Annotated in this window: 14 protein-coding genes and 1 pseudogene; 8 read left to right on the forward strand and 7 right to left on the reverse strand. The window is 51.6% G+C overall.

Annotated elements, in window-relative coordinates:
- Nucleotides 1-13: 13 nt before the first annotated feature.
- The 6 genes from JMJ04_RS45190 to JMJ04_RS48380 form a co-directional block, all read right to left on the reverse strand.
- Complete coding sequence (locus tag JMJ04_RS45190; RefSeq protein WP_201376906.1) at nucleotides 14-1,072, reverse strand: glycoside hydrolase family 130 protein; 1,059 nt, start codon at nucleotides 1,070-1,072, stop codon at nucleotides 14-16.
- Nucleotides 1,073-1,220: 148 nt separating this feature from the next.
- Complete coding sequence (locus tag JMJ04_RS45195; RefSeq protein ID WP_201376960.1) at nucleotides 1,221-2,108, reverse strand: carbohydrate ABC transporter permease; 888 nt, start codon at nucleotides 2,106-2,108, stop codon at nucleotides 1,221-1,223.
- Nucleotides 2,109-2,162: 54 nt separating this feature from the next.
- Nucleotides 2,163-3,071, reverse strand: coding sequence for a carbohydrate ABC transporter permease (locus JMJ04_RS45200; RefSeq protein WP_201376961.1), 909 nt, complete (start codon nucleotides 3,069-3,071; stop codon nucleotides 2,163-2,165).
- A gap of 270 nt (nucleotides 3,072-3,341) precedes the next feature.
- The gene (locus JMJ04_RS45205) at nucleotides 3,342-4,643 is read right to left on the reverse strand and encodes an extracellular solute-binding protein (RefSeq protein ID WP_420799609.1); all 1,302 of its coding nucleotides are present in this window, start codon (nucleotides 4,641-4,643) and stop codon (nucleotides 3,342-3,344) included.
- Nucleotides 4,644-4,724: 81 nt separating this feature from the next.
- Entirely contained in the window at nucleotides 4,725-5,297 is a 573-nt protein-coding gene (locus tag JMJ04_RS48375; RefSeq protein ID WP_268887456.1) for a substrate-binding domain-containing protein, read from the reverse strand.
- Between the two features lie 35 nt (nucleotides 5,298-5,332).
- Nucleotides 5,333-5,749, reverse strand: coding sequence for a LacI family DNA-binding transcriptional regulator (locus tag JMJ04_RS48380; RefSeq protein WP_201376909.1), 417 nt, complete (start codon nucleotides 5,747-5,749; stop codon nucleotides 5,333-5,335).
- 211 nt (nucleotides 5,750-5,960) lie between these two features.
- On the opposite strand from JMJ04_RS48380, the pseudogene JMJ04_RS49405 reads away from it, so the two are divergent.
- The 6 genes and pseudogenes from JMJ04_RS49405 to JMJ04_RS45240 all read left to right on the forward strand — a co-directional run.
- A pseudogene (locus JMJ04_RS49405) lies at nucleotides 5,961-6,176 on the forward strand (FAD binding domain-containing protein); the annotation flags it as partial.
- A gap of 17 nt (nucleotides 6,177-6,193) precedes the next feature.
- The gene (locus JMJ04_RS48385; RefSeq protein ID WP_201376910.1) at nucleotides 6,194-6,619 is read left to right on the forward strand and encodes an FAD binding domain-containing protein; all 426 of its coding nucleotides are present in this window, start codon (nucleotides 6,194-6,196) and stop codon (nucleotides 6,617-6,619) included.
- A 358-nt stretch (nucleotides 6,620-6,977) separates the two neighbouring features.
- Nucleotides 6,978-8,216, forward strand: coding sequence for an IS110 family RNA-guided transposase (locus tag JMJ04_RS45225; protein WP_201371172.1), 1,239 nt, complete (start codon nucleotides 6,978-6,980; stop codon nucleotides 8,214-8,216).
- A 278-nt stretch (nucleotides 8,217-8,494) separates the two neighbouring features.
- Nucleotides 8,495-9,268, forward strand: coding sequence for a pyridoxal phosphate-dependent decarboxylase family protein (locus tag JMJ04_RS45230; RefSeq protein WP_201376911.1), 774 nt, complete (start codon nucleotides 8,495-8,497; stop codon nucleotides 9,266-9,268).
- Nucleotides 9,243-9,956 (forward strand): pyridoxal phosphate-dependent decarboxylase family protein, encoded by a 714-nt coding sequence (locus JMJ04_RS45235; protein WP_201376912.1) that lies wholly within the window; start codon nucleotides 9,243-9,245, stop codon nucleotides 9,954-9,956. The genes JMJ04_RS45230 and JMJ04_RS45235 overlap by 26 nt, the downstream gene beginning before the upstream one ends.
- 21 nt (nucleotides 9,957-9,977) lie before the next feature.
- Nucleotides 9,978-10,973 carry a PLP-dependent cysteine synthase family protein gene (locus JMJ04_RS45240; RefSeq protein ID WP_201376913.1) on the forward strand — a complete coding sequence of 332 codons (996 nt, stop codon included), beginning with the start codon at nucleotides 9,978-9,980 and terminating at the stop codon, nucleotides 10,971-10,973.
- On the opposite strand, the gene JMJ04_RS45245 is transcribed toward JMJ04_RS45240, so the two are convergent.
- Nucleotides 10,900-12,117 carry a sensor histidine kinase gene (locus tag JMJ04_RS45245; protein ID WP_201376914.1) on the reverse strand — a complete coding sequence of 406 codons (1,218 nt, stop codon included), beginning with the start codon at nucleotides 12,115-12,117 and terminating at the stop codon, nucleotides 10,900-10,902. The two genes, JMJ04_RS45240 and JMJ04_RS45245, sit on opposite strands and share 74 nt — an antisense overlap.
- 27 nt (nucleotides 12,118-12,144) lie before the next feature.
- Between JMJ04_RS45245 and JMJ04_RS45250 the strand changes: the two genes are divergently transcribed.
- Both JMJ04_RS45250 and JMJ04_RS45255 read left to right on the forward strand, forming a co-directional pair.
- On the forward strand, nucleotides 12,145-12,369 hold the full coding sequence (locus JMJ04_RS45250; RefSeq protein ID WP_201376915.1) for a hypothetical protein: 225 nt from the start codon (nucleotides 12,145-12,147) through the stop codon (nucleotides 12,367-12,369).
- Between the two features lie 342 nt (nucleotides 12,370-12,711).
- A complete protein-coding gene (locus JMJ04_RS45255; protein WP_201376916.1) occupies nucleotides 12,712-13,641 on the forward strand; it encodes an aminoglycoside phosphotransferase family protein in 930 nt (309 codons plus the stop codon).
- Nucleotides 13,642-13,786: the final 145 nt, after the last annotated feature.

Below are 13,786 nucleotides of genomic sequence, written 5' to 3' on the forward strand. Positions count from 1 at the left end.
AATTACCCCATTTCTAGAGAAGTGTGTCAAGAATTTCTTTAATCGAGAAGGTCGCACCACAGACCACCAGGTCGGAAGCGCCGTAGTATACGGTCAGCGTATCCCCATTTTCGATGACACCATTGGCGAAAACAACATTCCCAAAGAAGCCATTAATCTCGTATTCCGCTAGCGGCTCCATAAGTGGTTTCTCGGAACGCGCTATCACTTTTGTGGGATCATCAAGATCAAGCAATACAGCACCCAGGCAGTAACGATTCTGTTCATTCGCGCCATGATAAATTTCGAGCCAACCAGCCTCAGTACGGGTTGGTGCGGCCCCAGCCCCTACTCGTGCTGAATCCCACATGCCAGAGCGTGTTGTCAGCAGGCACGTATGCTCACCCCAATGCAAGAGGTCAGGGGATTGACTGATCCAGATATTATTACCTCCGAGCCCGGTTCCACCCAGTGTCGGGCGATGTAGCGCGAAATAGCGCTCGCCAACTTTCTCTGGGAAGAGGGCGCAATCTTTATTGTTAGGAGGGAAAATCATCCCATGACGTGTAAAGTGCTGCCAGTCCTCCGTACTTATCATGCCAACCCCATACCCCCACTTTGAGACAGCCGTGTAAGTCAAGTAGTAATGTCCTCCAATTTGCGCCACGCGGCAATCTTCGATACCAAAGGTTTCCAGTTCACCCTCACCGATGAGCGTAGGTGTAGGCATGACCTGAAAGTGGATTCCATCATCGCTTGAAGCGAGCCGCAGGTGGGAAAGCGTCGTAAGATAGGTATTTTCCTGATACACAAAGCTACGTGGATCATCCCCGTACGCCAGATCAGGGTCACTTTTCTGGCTGGAAAGAATACGCAAACCATCTTTTGTGGAAGGATCAATGACCAATGCGCTTACGGTATCGTCTGTCTGTTCCGGGCGCTCCGCAACGCGCAGCAACAACCAGGTCTTGCCCTGAAACGTAAATGCCCCCGGATTCAGGAGACATTCGACAACGATTCCATCGAGACTGGGCTTGACATCTTCAGGCCGCAAGAGAGGATTTTGAGAGAAACGTTTCGCTTTATCTGTCATTTTACTTCGCTCCTTAGGTAGTGAGACAGTCGGTAGGAAAGGGAGGGAAAAATTGCCAGGACTACGTTACGCCCTGGCAGGAAGGTCTCCCTCTAGCTCCTCCACTCTCTCATGAAAGAAAGAACCAGTAGGAAAAGCCGTAAGAAGGTTAGTCCCACCCATAGTGATGACCCCATGCCTCAACAATACGGCGGATAAGTATGATGGAGATGAAGGTCGCAACTGCATTGAGCAGCGCAATCGTTGCTCCATACCCCGAGCGGAACTGGTTGAATGCCTGATAATAAATCTCTAACTGCCAGGTCTGGGTTGCCATCTGTGGGCCACCATTTGTCAATGTAAATGGTTCAGTAAAGATGGAGAACATCAAACCAACCGCCAGAATAATAACTGTGTAGAAAGCAGGGTAGAGCATGGGCAGCGTCATACGCCAGAAACGCGTCCAGGCATTGGCACCATCAATAGAGGCCGCTTCATAGACTTCAGCAGGGATACCCTGAAGCCCGGATAAAAAAATGAGCGAATAGTACCCGGCAAATTTCCATACCATCATGAGCACGATGACCAGCGTTGCCAGTGTTCCATTCCCCAGCCAGTCAGGGGATGTGCCAAAAATCGTACGGAGAAAGGAGTTCAGTGGGCTGTCGTAGGAAAGAAAGCCGCGAACAACTAACGAGGTGACGACACCTGAGGCCAGGTACGGTAAGAAAAAGCCAACGGCGAAGAGAGGCTTGAAACGTGGAACAAGATGGATAATCAGCGCAAGCCCGATAGCAGCCGCCAGCACGAGCGGGATAAAGAGTGCCATGAATTTATAGGAAACCAGAAAGGCCTGCCAGACACGTGGACTGGTCAATGCTTCCTGAAAATTTGCCAATCCGACAAATGTTGGGGTAGGCGAGATCAGGTTCCAGTTTTGGAAGACCAGAAAGAGGCTCCATAGCAGTGGAATGAAAAAGAAGATAAGCGTAAAGAGAAGATAGGGACTGGCTAGTAACCACCCCTGAAGCTCCTTTTTGGCTGCTTGCTTTTTCATAGTAACGGGTATTGTGCTCATTGTCATCGCTCCTTTCTTTCTCTGATGCTGTTCTTAGCGCAGGACCAGTTGCACACCCTTGACAAAGTTACGGCTAAACAGAATGAATAAGAGAAGAATCGGGAACGTGAGTAGAGCGGCGGCAGCATAGAGTGGTCCAGGGTACGCGCCATAAGGGCCAAACATGGAGCTGAGTAACACATTGAGTGTTTGTCTGGTTGGCTCTTTGACAACAATGATATCCCACATGAGCTCAGTCCAGCGCTCCATAAAGACGAACAGAAAGATGATCGTGCTAATTGAGCGCGCCATAGGAATCATAATACGAAAAATGATGGAGAAATTGCTTGCACCGTCCAGACGTGCGGCTTCAATCATTTCGAGAGGAGTCGAACGAAAGAAACTGGTATACATAAAAATCGCCCACAAACTGACCAGTTTCGGAATAATCATTGCCCAGTATGTGTTGTATAGACCCGCAAAACGTATAATAAGAAATGTCGGCACAAGAAGAATGATGGCTGGATAGAACATTTGAAAAAGGATAAAGCTATTGATAAAACGCTTTCCTCGAAAGTCAAGGATGGAAAGCGCATACCCAACGACAGCGCCGATAACAACAACGCTGATACTATCGACGATCGTCACCAGGAAGCTATTCAGCAAGGCATTGACTAATGGGAGTGAAGTATAGCCCCCTCCGCTCAAGATCCACTGATACGAGCGCAGGGTAAGCGCGTTGGGGAAAAACGTCTTATTGACCTGGTCCCAGGGAGCAAAAGACTGTAAAAGGAGATACACATAAGGCAAAATCATAATGAGCAGTACTGGTACGGCGATAACATATAACCAGTTGCCCTTTGAACGATGGGTTGATGACGTTTTTGAATTGACTGTACGAACAGTAGTTGCCGATGAAACCGAAGGTATGGCTACTCCCTGTTCGCTTTGCGCATGTGCCATCATAATTCTCCTTCACTTCGACACTGAATAGGTTTAAGTGTTAAAAGGGCACCCAGTGAGTGCAAAAAGAAAGTTGGGAGATACCCTGTCCTGGCTTCAGGAGGGAACAGTGTGGTTGGCGCTATTGCCTTGCCCCGTAGTGATTATCTTCTCGGGGATATCTGTTCCATATGCAGCAGGTATTTCTGTCTGCGGGTAGATATCCAGTAGATACTGGATGCCTACCCGTAGATTGTTTACGCGAACATCACTTCAATCGCAAAGAGGCTCTTACTGGTTCAACATAGGTTGAACAGCGGTTTTCCAGCTATTCCATGCCTGTTGCGGAGTAGCGTCCCCTTTGACCACTGGAATGACCGCCTGGTCCCCCAGTGACACCTGTATATCCGTGTACTTCGATGCAGCGATTGGCGGCACAGCATTTGGAATATTTTCAGCGTACTTGACAAGTTCTGGATTTTTGTCAAAGAACGGTTTGAAGGTTGCGTTTGTGCTCAAATCATCGCGCGCCGAGGGAAGGCTTGTTGTTTGCAGCCATTGCAGATCATGTTGTGGGTCTGAGAGAACCCACTTGACAAATTCCCAGATCGCATTCTGCTGCTCAGAAGAGGCCTGCTTGTAGATCGCAAGACCTTTCGCGTCGGCAAACGTTTTGATGGCCTGGCTATTTGCCATAGCATCAGGAACTGGTGGCGGCGTCAAGACGTAGGTGTCATTGAGTTTGAGATTCGGATACTTCTGCTGCCAGGTAGCAAAACGCCAGGGACCAATAATATCCATGACACTTAGACCTGTTTCAAAGGCATCGGTCTGTGTTTGCGTCAGAAGGAGTTTCTTCTGAGATAGATCCCTCAAGAAGGACAGGGAGCTGACCGCGGCCTGCTCATTGGCGGTAATCTTCCCTCCAGAGATGAAGTTCTGCCCATTACTGGCGGCATCATAGATGCTGAAGAAATCAAACCAACGTTCGTACCAGGTATCTTTTACGAGCGCGTCACGTGCCCAAACAAATTTATCAGGAAATTTTTGCTTGAGCTTTTGACCCATATCGATGACCTGGCTATAGGTGCGGGGCGGTTCATTATAGCCGATCTGCCTGAGAATATCCATACGCCACCCAAAGAGCATGGCATTGGTATACATAGGCAGGATGTAGGTATGGCCATCACTAAATTTCCAGCTCGCAATGGTCTTATCCATGTGGCGAGCCTTAATGACATCATTCCATCCGGGCATCTGGTCGAGAGGTGCGATAGCTTGAGAGCTTTGTAACTGACCTCCAAAGCCAGTAAAAATATTCTCCGAAGCAGTTGGTGCAGTACCGCCTGCTAACGCTGCCTGAATGCTTGCCTCTGACGTGGGGGTTTCCGGAATAGCCTTGACCGAAATTTTGATGTCAGAGTGTTGTGCCATGTACGCTTTCGCCATTTCTGTCCAGAAGGCCTGCTGTGGGGGATTGGCCGCTGACCAGAAAGTAAGGTTTTTCGCATCGCCTGTACTTCCTTCGCCGCAAGCGGCCAAAGGAAGGCACACGATGAGAAGAAGTAACGAACCCCAGAGTAATTTTGTCAGCTTCACTGCTGAGTCCTCCTTGTAGTATATTCACATGCAACAATGCTGCGATAAGGTTTTCCATCGGCGTATGCGATGAAATCAGTAGCCGCGAAAAGTGCATCCACATGAACGGCGCAGTATCAGTTCGGTCGCGAGTTGTGTCTGCACAGTCGGATATGTTTCTTCCTCTTCTTCCAGAACCGTGAGCAGACGGCGAGCCGCAAGCTTTCCCATCTCATGCGTAAAAACTTTCACCGTCGTAAGTGGAGGAGTACTAAGCGCACTAAAATAGGTATCGTCAAAACCTATAAGCGCAACATCTTCTGGCACACGGCGCTGTAATAGCTGCAAAGCATGTAGTGCTCCTAAGGCGACGGCATCATTGACTGCAAAGATCGCTGTAAGGTTGGGAATGGTGTTCAGAGCCTCTTTCAGCAACGCGTGACCAGTCTCTGAAGTGGTATCTTCAGCATGAAAGAGATGAGGGGTGAGACCTGCCGCAACGAGAGCATTGGTGTAACCTTGCCCACGGTGAGCAGAGCTGGCCCAGTTCTCTGGCCCCAGTAATGCGACAATATCTCGATGTCCATGCTCGATGAGGTGCATTGTTGCTTTGTATGCCCCTTGAACATCGTCACTATTGATCGTGTCAATGGAGGTATTCAAGAGCATATTATCGACGAGGACCAGAGGGATTCCCTGCTGTTTCAGTTCCAAAATGAAACGGGGGGGATATCTGGCCCCGCTAAAATCACTCCATCCACCCGATTTTCGGCGATTGGTTTAAATGTTGCGATGCTCTTATGCTCATCACCAATAGTGCTCAGCAGGAGATGGTACCCATGGCGGCTCAACTCTGCTTCAACACCGTGCATGATATTGGGATAAAACGGATCGACATCCAGTGGAGCCCGGCGCTGGTTCACAGCATAACAAATGGTTTCTGTACGCGATGTGGCCAGCACACGCGCTGCCATATTCACCGAATATTCCAGCTCTTTCGCCACGGCAAGGACCCGTTCGCGTGTCTCTGGCTTCACACCACCTTTGCCATTTAGAGCACGAGATGCTGTCGCGAGCGACACACCAGCTTTCGCCGCAATTTCAATCAAACTTACAGACATTTGCAATTCCTTGAAAACTTTTTGGAAACGCTTGCAAAGAGCATACATTTATTTTTCATTCCTGTCAAGGCTCATCAAAAAAACTCATTCAATCTTGCTGAGAAAGCTCAGATCTGTAATAGCAGGGTTTATTAAGCAAATTTTTAGGAATGGTCACTCCAAATTCAACTTACTATGGCACTCTTGTCTGTGAAAGGAGTGTCTATACCAGATGACCGGTTTCGCATATGTTGTGCCTTCTACTTTGCAAGCAACCCTACAAGCTTTGAGTCAGACAGATCTTGCGACGCAACCACTGGCAGGGGGGACGCGCTTGCTTGTCGATTTACGACGGGGTGCAATCCAACCCGATACACTGCTTGACTTACGTTTGCTGATGGAACTGAGGCAGATTTATCTGGATGAGCGGGCAATATACATAGGAGCATTAGCGACATTTTTTATTTGGAGAGTGAATCCATTATTCAGGAACATATCCCTCTCCTGGCGCAAATGGCCCGATCTTTGGGCAATCCTCTCATCCGGCGCGCTGCGACTCTTGGTGGAAATATTGCTTCTGCGCGTACTACGATCACAGACGCAGTGGTTCCACTACTTGCCCTCGACGCACAGCTGATCCTGCAAGTGGGTGCGCCCGCTACTCAGCGCACAGTCAGCGTGGCCGACTACCTGCTCCAGGAGCCAGATTCCCGCGAGTTGACTACCTGGATTCGCGTGCCTGTTTGCTCCCCAGACTCACGATCTTTTTATACAAAAATGAGCAATCGTAAGGCTGGAGCCGCAACGATTGCCAGTGTTGCAACGCATATCGCTTTCCGAGAGAAGCGCATTACCGTAGCTCGCATCGCAGTGGGAGCTTTCGCCTCCTAGCCTTTTCGCCCACGGCGTGTAGAAACTTTGCTCAATGATGAGGCACTGCCTCTGCGAGCAACGGTCATTGATTGTTGCATAAGTCTGCTGCGCGCGGATTTGCCCGAAGCAGCATGCCCCGTGCCGGGACACCACCAGGGATGAAAGAGGATATACTGGAGAGATCGCGGCCAGGTGAGAACGGACGCCCAGTTATGAACATGAGCGTGAGCCCGAAGCTGTCTCCAGGTACCCGTTTGCACCGCCAGTTGTCGCTCTTTTCCAGAAGCACGTAGAGGAATCTAACCTCACAGGCCGGGTACTTCCTGGTCGCTGATCGCTAACCATTGACCACAGCGTATCAGAAGGAGGAACCCTGATGGAAGTCCTGTATCGAAGCTGTTGCGGGATTGATGTCCACAAACAATTTCTGGTGGCATGTTTGCTCGCTGTCGATGAGAAAGGACAGCAACACAAAGAGCTGCGGCGCTTTTCGACGATGACGAGTGAATTACTCTCGTGCGTTGACTGGCTGAAAACAGCGCGGTGCCAGGCCATCGCGATGGAGTCAACCGGGGTGTATTGGAAGTCCCCTTTCAACCTCATGGAAGGGCACTTTGAGCAGGTCATGATTGTCAATGCCGAACATCTCAAACGCGTTCCAGGTCGCAAAACCGATAAAAAGGATGCGGAGTGGATCGCCGAACTCTTGCAGTTTGGGCTCCTCAAACCCAGCTTTATCCCGTCACCCCAACAACGAGAGCTTCGTGATCTGACCCGTCTGCGCACAACTCTGATCGCCGAGCGAACCCGGCTGGTGAATCGGCTCCACAAAACGCTGGAAGATACCAATCTGAAGCTCTCGTCCGTGTTGACGGATATCATGGGGAAATCAGGACAGCAGATTCTCTCGGCTCTCCTTCGCGGAGAGGAAGATCCAGCCGTGTTAGCAGATCTGGCTCTGGGACGTGCGATGAGCAAACGTGACGCGCTGGCACAAGCGCTGCGTGGACGCCTGAGGGACCATCACCGCCTCCTCTTGCAGGAACTGCTCTCCCTGATCGAGCGACATGATCGGGGAATTTCGCGCCTGGACAGGGAGATTGAGGAGCGCTTGCGCCCTCAGGAGGCGTTGATTCAGCGGCTCGATGCTATTCCTGGATGTAGCCGTCGAATCATCGAAGTTCTCCTGGCTGAGATAGGCTCGGATGTGTCTCCTTTTCCGGATGCCGCTCACCTCGCCTCCTGGGTGGGCATTTGTCCTGGCAATAACGAGAGTGGAGGCAAACGCAAAAGTGGACGCATTCGCAAAGGCAATCGCTGGATCAAAGCGATGCTGGTTCAAGCCGCCAATGCCGCCGCTCGAACCAAGCACAGCTATCTCTCGGCACAGTATCATCAGATTGCTGCTCGTCGTGGCAACAAACGTGCTGTCGTGGCGGTGGCTCACAGCATTCTGGTCATCTACTATCACATGCTCACGACTGGTGAGCCCTATCAGGAAAGAGGAGCAAACTACTTTTCGGAATTAGATCGCAAGCATGCTGAGCGACGGGCAACCAGGCAGCTTGAACGGTTGGGATATCAGGTGACGCTGACCCCTACTCAGATCGCTTAATCCTGCTTCCAGCATACGAGCTTGCGGATGAGGTTCTCTTGGGTCACTTGACCCACAGGGGGGTGTTTTTGTCTCTTTCTCCAGCTCTTTCAGAGGAACCTCTCCATGACACAGTGGCCTCTGGCTCTTATCGTTTAGCAATGAGTTGTGTGCTGGTTAAAGGGCGCTTGAGCATATAAAGCATGTTGACAATACGGAGAATGTGATAAATTATTCTGTTCAATAAAACAGACGCAAAAGCATATAATGAGCATACCGTAGATTCCAGAAGAGCACAGGTGCCCGGTTTCTCTTTCAGTGAAGCCGAACTGCGGGATCTGGGCTATCAGATTATTGATGAAATGGCGACCTATCTGGCTGGTATCCAGAATCGCCCGATCTGGCAAGCTATGCCAGACGATGTACGCACGGTTGTTCGTCGCCAGGTCTTACCAGAGCAGGGTCAACCTTTCAAGGAGACGCTGGCTTTTCTGCGCGAAATGCTGCTGCCTTATCCTCAGGGCAATGGGCACCCCAGATTTGCGGGGTGGATTAATTCGGCTCCCGCGCACGCAGGAATTTTGCTGAAACCGCTGGAGGCGGCAATGAATCCCAACTGCGGTATTGGCGAGCATGCTGGCCAGGAACTGGAGCGACGGGCAGTGCAATGGGTGATGGAGCTGTGTGGTTTTCCCATTGAAGGAAGCGCGGGCGTCTTTGTCAGTGGTGGTTCAGAGGCTAATTTCACCTGTCTGCAGGCCGCGCGTCATTGGGCGGCTCAGGCTCAGGGCTGGGATGTGCGGAAGCAGGGTATTCAGGGCCTCCAGCGTCCGTTTGTGCTCTATCAATCGGACCAGGGCCATTTCAGCGTGCGCAAATCCGTTGAGGCCATGGGTCTGGGTAGCGATGCTATTCACATCATTTCCTCCACTTCGACCTGGCAAATGGATGTGGGTCAGCTCTCCAGGCGCATCCGCGCCGATCGCGCTGCCGGTTTTACTCCTTTCTGTGTCGCAGCAACCGCCGGAACGGTTGAAACGGGAGCCATTGATCCTTTGGGCGAAGCTGGTTAACCTCTGTGCTGAGGAAGGTCTCTGGCTGCATGTCGATGGCTCTTATGGAGCCTTTGGCGTACTGGATAAGAAGGTCGCGCCGCTCTACAAGGGGCTGGAACGCGTGGATTCACTCGCGACCGACCAGCACAAATGGCTCTCGGTGCCCATTGATTGCGGATGTGCCCTGGTCCGTAACGGTGCAGCGCTGCACGATACGTTTCGCCTGAATCATACCGAGCCCGATAAGCATGAAGCCTGGATGTCAGAATATACCCTCCAGCGCACGCGCCGCTTTCGCGCCCTGGATGTCTGGGCTGTTGTGCGCACGGCTGGACGCAGCGGGCTGACCAACGCTATCGCCAGTAATATCGGCATGGCTCGACTCTTCGCGCAACTGATCGAAGAAGAACCCGCCCTGGAGCTTCTCGCCGATGGCCCTTTGAGCATTGTGCGTTTTCGCTACGCGCCAGACACGCTGCTTGATCAGCCGCGCCTGCTGGATCGGCTGAACAAAACTCTGGCTCATACAATCCAGGAGCGCGGCAAAGCTTTCTTTACCAGCACCCATTTCGCCGGGAAAGAGACTCTGCGAGCGTGCTTTGTCAATTATATGACCACCGAAACAGATGTACGCGCTATGGTCAATGAAGTACTTCGTACTGCCAAAGCCCTGTCTTCTTTCAGGGGTGAGGTCGAAGCGATTTGATGCCCTAAAAAGGAGTACATTATGTATTATCATAATATCCTGGAAACCATTGGAAATACGCCTCTGATTGAACTCAAAAGCTTCAGCCCGCGTTCTGGAGTACAGATTTTCGCAAAAATGGAAGGCGTCAATCCCTCTGGCAGCATTAAGGATCGAATTGCCAGAAAGATGATCGAACAGGCGGAGGCACAGGGGCTGCTGCACACCGATTCAATCTTGTTGGAGCCGACCAGCGGGAATACGGGCGTGGCCCTGGCTCTGGTAGCTGGCATGAAAGGTTATCAGTTTACTGCTGTCGTCTCCGAAAAAGGCACTCAAGAGAAGTGCAGAATGCTTGAGCTTTACGGAGCCGATATTATTCTTTCACCAGGAGCGGCAGGCAGCAATGGCGCGATCCGGCTCGCTCAGGAACTGGTTCATCAAGAGAAGCGTTATGTGATGCTTTTTCAATATGGCAATCTGGCGAATGCCGCCGCCCATTATGAAACGACTGGCGCAGAGAGTCTGCGTGACTTGCCTGATGTCAGCGTGCTGGTCTCGGGCCTTGGCTCAGGAGGCACTCTCACCGGAATGGGGCAACGTTTGAAAGAGCACAGCCCCGCCATCCGCGTGGTCGCTGCCGAGCCGATGCAGGGCGAAAGCATTCAGGGCTTACGCAGTCTCGCAGATGGTTTTATCTCTCCAGTGCTTGATCAATCGCTGCTCGATGACAAAATGCTGATTACGAGCCAGCAGGCATGGTTGCGCACTCTGCAATTGCGCAAACAAGAAGGCATTTTCGCTGGTCCTTCCAGCGGCGCGGTTCTGGATGTAGCCTTACGTGTAGCGGAACGCATGAAACAGGGAAAGATCGTGATTATCCTGGCTGATGGTGGTTGGAAATACCTCAGCGAACAGAACTGGACTGGACTATACACATGGCGAATCACCCGGTTTCGGCAATCTACCGTTTCATCTCCGGCCATTCGTGACGTTTCAAGCGCTCCAATTGTACAAGAGCGGGAAAGCGGAGAGTAACACTCGTGCCTTTGCCCAGTGTACTGCTGATCTCAATGGTTCCGTGCTGGGCCTCCACCAACTCTTTGGCAATAGCAAGGCCCAGACCGCTCCCACCTGAGTAGACGGAGGAGCGGCTACGTGAGGGATCAGCCCGGTAGAAGCGGTCGAAGACATGTGGCAGGGCTTCAGGCGAAATGCCCTGGCCGGTATCGTTGATGGTGAGAGCTACCGTACGCTGAGATTCTTTCAGAACGTGTAGCTCTATCTGACCCTCTAAAGGAGTATATTTGAGCGCATTATCGACCAGATTCAGCAGAATTTGCTGAAGCCGATCGCGATCTGCGCAGATCGCGGGGAGACCTGGCTCAATCAGGCAGCGAATTTCTTGTCCATGCGCGAGATAGATTGCCTGTTCGCAGACTGTGTGGAGTAAGGTATCCACAGTGACTGTATCTTTGCGCAGCACCAATCTTCCTTCATCCAGACGAGTCAGGGCTAACAAATCTTCAACCATGCGGTGCATACGCCGCACCTCGGCAAACATTCCGCGGGCCAGGTGACGTGTGATTTCACGATCTCCCCGATCCACTCCTAACAATAACATCTCCAGATTTCCGTTTAACACGGTCAGTGGCGTGCGTAGTTCATGCGAGGCATCGCTGACAAAGCGTTTTTGTTTCTGGAAAGCTGTCTCCAGGCGAGCAACCATGGCATTGAATGAACGCGCTAATCGTCCGATCTCGTCATCGGTCGGTGGCTGATCGATGCGTATCGAAAGCTCATCCTGTGCGATCTGCCGGCTGGTACGTTCGATCTCAACCAGCGGACGCAGGGCAATGCTTACGAGCGGAAATATGAGTGCAATGGCTATACCGAATGTACACATAATGCCCAGAAACAAGATCAGGTGGAACGTTGTGAGAAAATCGTCGATAGGTGCGGTCGGCGTGCTGACCTGTAAAATGGCCGTTGTGTGGAAATTTTTGATCAGCGGAATAAATACGACAAGCTGATGCTGTCCCAGATTGTCTTTGGCCAGAAGATAAGGCACATTGCTCTTGATGATTTGTTGCACCTGGTTAGAGGCGATGTTTATACCAGGAGCATCGAATGATGAGGAGGCATTTGTGATCAACGGCGTCCCGGTGGTCGTGAGAATCACCGCACTCGTACCTGGACTGGTCAACGCGTGGAGCAGGGACCTGGCTGTATCGTCAAAGCCAGGGTCTGGAGCAGCCGAAGGGAGAAAATTAATGCCCAGCCCAAAGGGACGTTGTTGCGGTTGGTGAAGGTCTTTGGTAACGCCCTTGAGTGCTACCTGAGCCTCATTATGCAGAACATTGACCTAGTTGGTCACAAGAGCCTGTTCCGCAATAAACGAGACGATGATGCCCAACGCGCTCATGGTAAATGACCTACCAAGTGAGCAGGGTTGGCCCTCAAATGTAAGCATTTGCCCTGAATGTTGAGCAACACAACCATTGACAGCCGGGAAAACGCTCCAGAAGCGGAGCGTTGCGCATCGTTTTTGTAAATTCGGGAGTTCAGCTCGAAGTCGCATTTTGCGCCAAACCTGTAAATCCCATCTTGATCCTGGTAAGTATCTAGCAGTGTCAAAAGAAACCACCCTTGACCCACATGAAGAGAAGCAGTACCATAGCTTCAAAAAACGGATCATCATAGCTCTCCCCGACAAAAAGGTTCCTGATCTTCTCAGTCGGATGCATATGATGCACCAGATACAGGAGTCCTTTTGATGTCTGCTTTGCCCGAAGATTTTCTCCAATTTATGCGCGATGTTTACGGAACAGAGGCGGCCAATGCCTGGTTGCAACGGCTCCCCTCTTTTTTAGAGGAATGCGCGGAGCGCTGGCAACTCACGATCTTGCCCCCGTTTGAAAATCTCTCGCTTCACTATGTGGCACCGGCTGTACGTGCGGATGGCACACCAGTTATTCTGAAGACGTGCGAGTTTTCCGATGAATTTGAACATGGGCTGGCCGCGCTACGTCTTTTCAATGGACGAGGCATCGCTCGTCTCCTGGAGTATGACGAGGAACAAAAGGTGATGCTGTTGGAGCGTTTGCAACCGGGAACCATGCTTGAGTCACTGGTGCCGGAGCAGGATGAGCGAGCTACATCCATTCTGGCCGGGATCATGCGTCAACTTTGGAGACCGGCACCTACAGAGCACACCTTTCCGACGGTCGAGCAATTGGGACAAGGCTTGACGCAGCTCCGCGCACATTACGCTGGCGGCTATGGTCCGTTTCCGCCGCGCCTGGTCGACGAGGCGATGGACCTCTTCGCGATATTAAGCGCCTCAGTTCCTCAGACCATGCTGCTGCACGGCGATCTCCATCACCATAATGTCTTGCGTTCGGGTGATACGTGGCTGGCTATTGATCCGAAAGGTGTAGTTGGTGATCCTGGGTATGAGGTGGGAGCCTCGTTCTATAACCCTATGCCTCGCCTCCTTGAGGTACCCAACCTGGAGCAGATGCTCGCCCGGCGCGTCGCTCAACTAAGCGAGGAACTGGGAATGGAGCGAGCGCGCATACGCGGATGGGGATTGGCACAATGTGTGCGTAATGCGTGGAGCATGGTGGCGAATAACCAGTTGAGCATGGACCCGCACGGAATAATACTTCGATGTGCGGACATTCTTTCGCATCTCACCGTTTGATGCGGGGCGCTCTCAGGTTTGTGCTCCTGTTCGCCGTGAATTTACACACGTTGAGTGCAATGAACCGCTTCTGGAGCGTTTTCCCGGCTGTCAATGGTTGTGCTGCTCAACATTCAGGGCAAATGCTTACATTTGAGGGCCAACC

It is taken from the genome of Ktedonobacter robiniae, assembly GCF_016587375.1.
GTDB classification, from domain to species: domain Bacteria; phylum Chloroflexota; class Ktedonobacteria; order Ktedonobacterales; family Ktedonobacteraceae; genus Ktedonobacter; species Ktedonobacter robiniae.